Origin of the sequence: Rhizobium ecuadorense (assembly GCF_001187535.1) — a bacterium.
Lineage (GTDB): Bacteria > Pseudomonadota > Alphaproteobacteria > Rhizobiales > Rhizobiaceae > Rhizobium > Rhizobium ecuadorense.
In genome coordinates this window covers 1-312 of record NZ_LFIO01000621.1, presented here as the reverse complement: position 1 = coordinate 312, position 312 = coordinate 1, and the positions used below count along the sequence as shown (strand labels likewise).

The window sequence follows — 312 nt, the reverse complement described above, 5'->3', positions numbered from 1 at the left end:
GTGCGGACCAATTCCTTTGCGCCGGAGCCGAGCAGGCCTGTGAGGCCGAGCACCTCGCCGCGGCGAAGCGTAAAACTCACGTCGCTATATTTCCCTGGCGCCGACAGCTGCTCGAGCTTGAGGATTTCCTCGCCCGGCGTCACCTGCGGCTTCGGGAACATCTCCTTGATGTCGCGCTCGACCATCAGCCGGGCAATTGCACCGGCCGAAGTGTCGCCGATCGGCAGGGAGGCGACGTCGAGGCCATTGCGCAGCACGGTGACGTGGTCGCAGAGCTCTTCGATTTCGTTCAGGTAATGCGAGATATAGATG

The 312-nt window shown here is 62.2% G+C and carries 1 pseudogene; it reads right to left on the bottom strand.

What is annotated here, in order from left to right:
- Positions 1 to 312, bottom strand: a pseudogene (locus tag AF337_RS12380) (sugar ABC transporter ATP-binding protein); the annotation flags it as partial.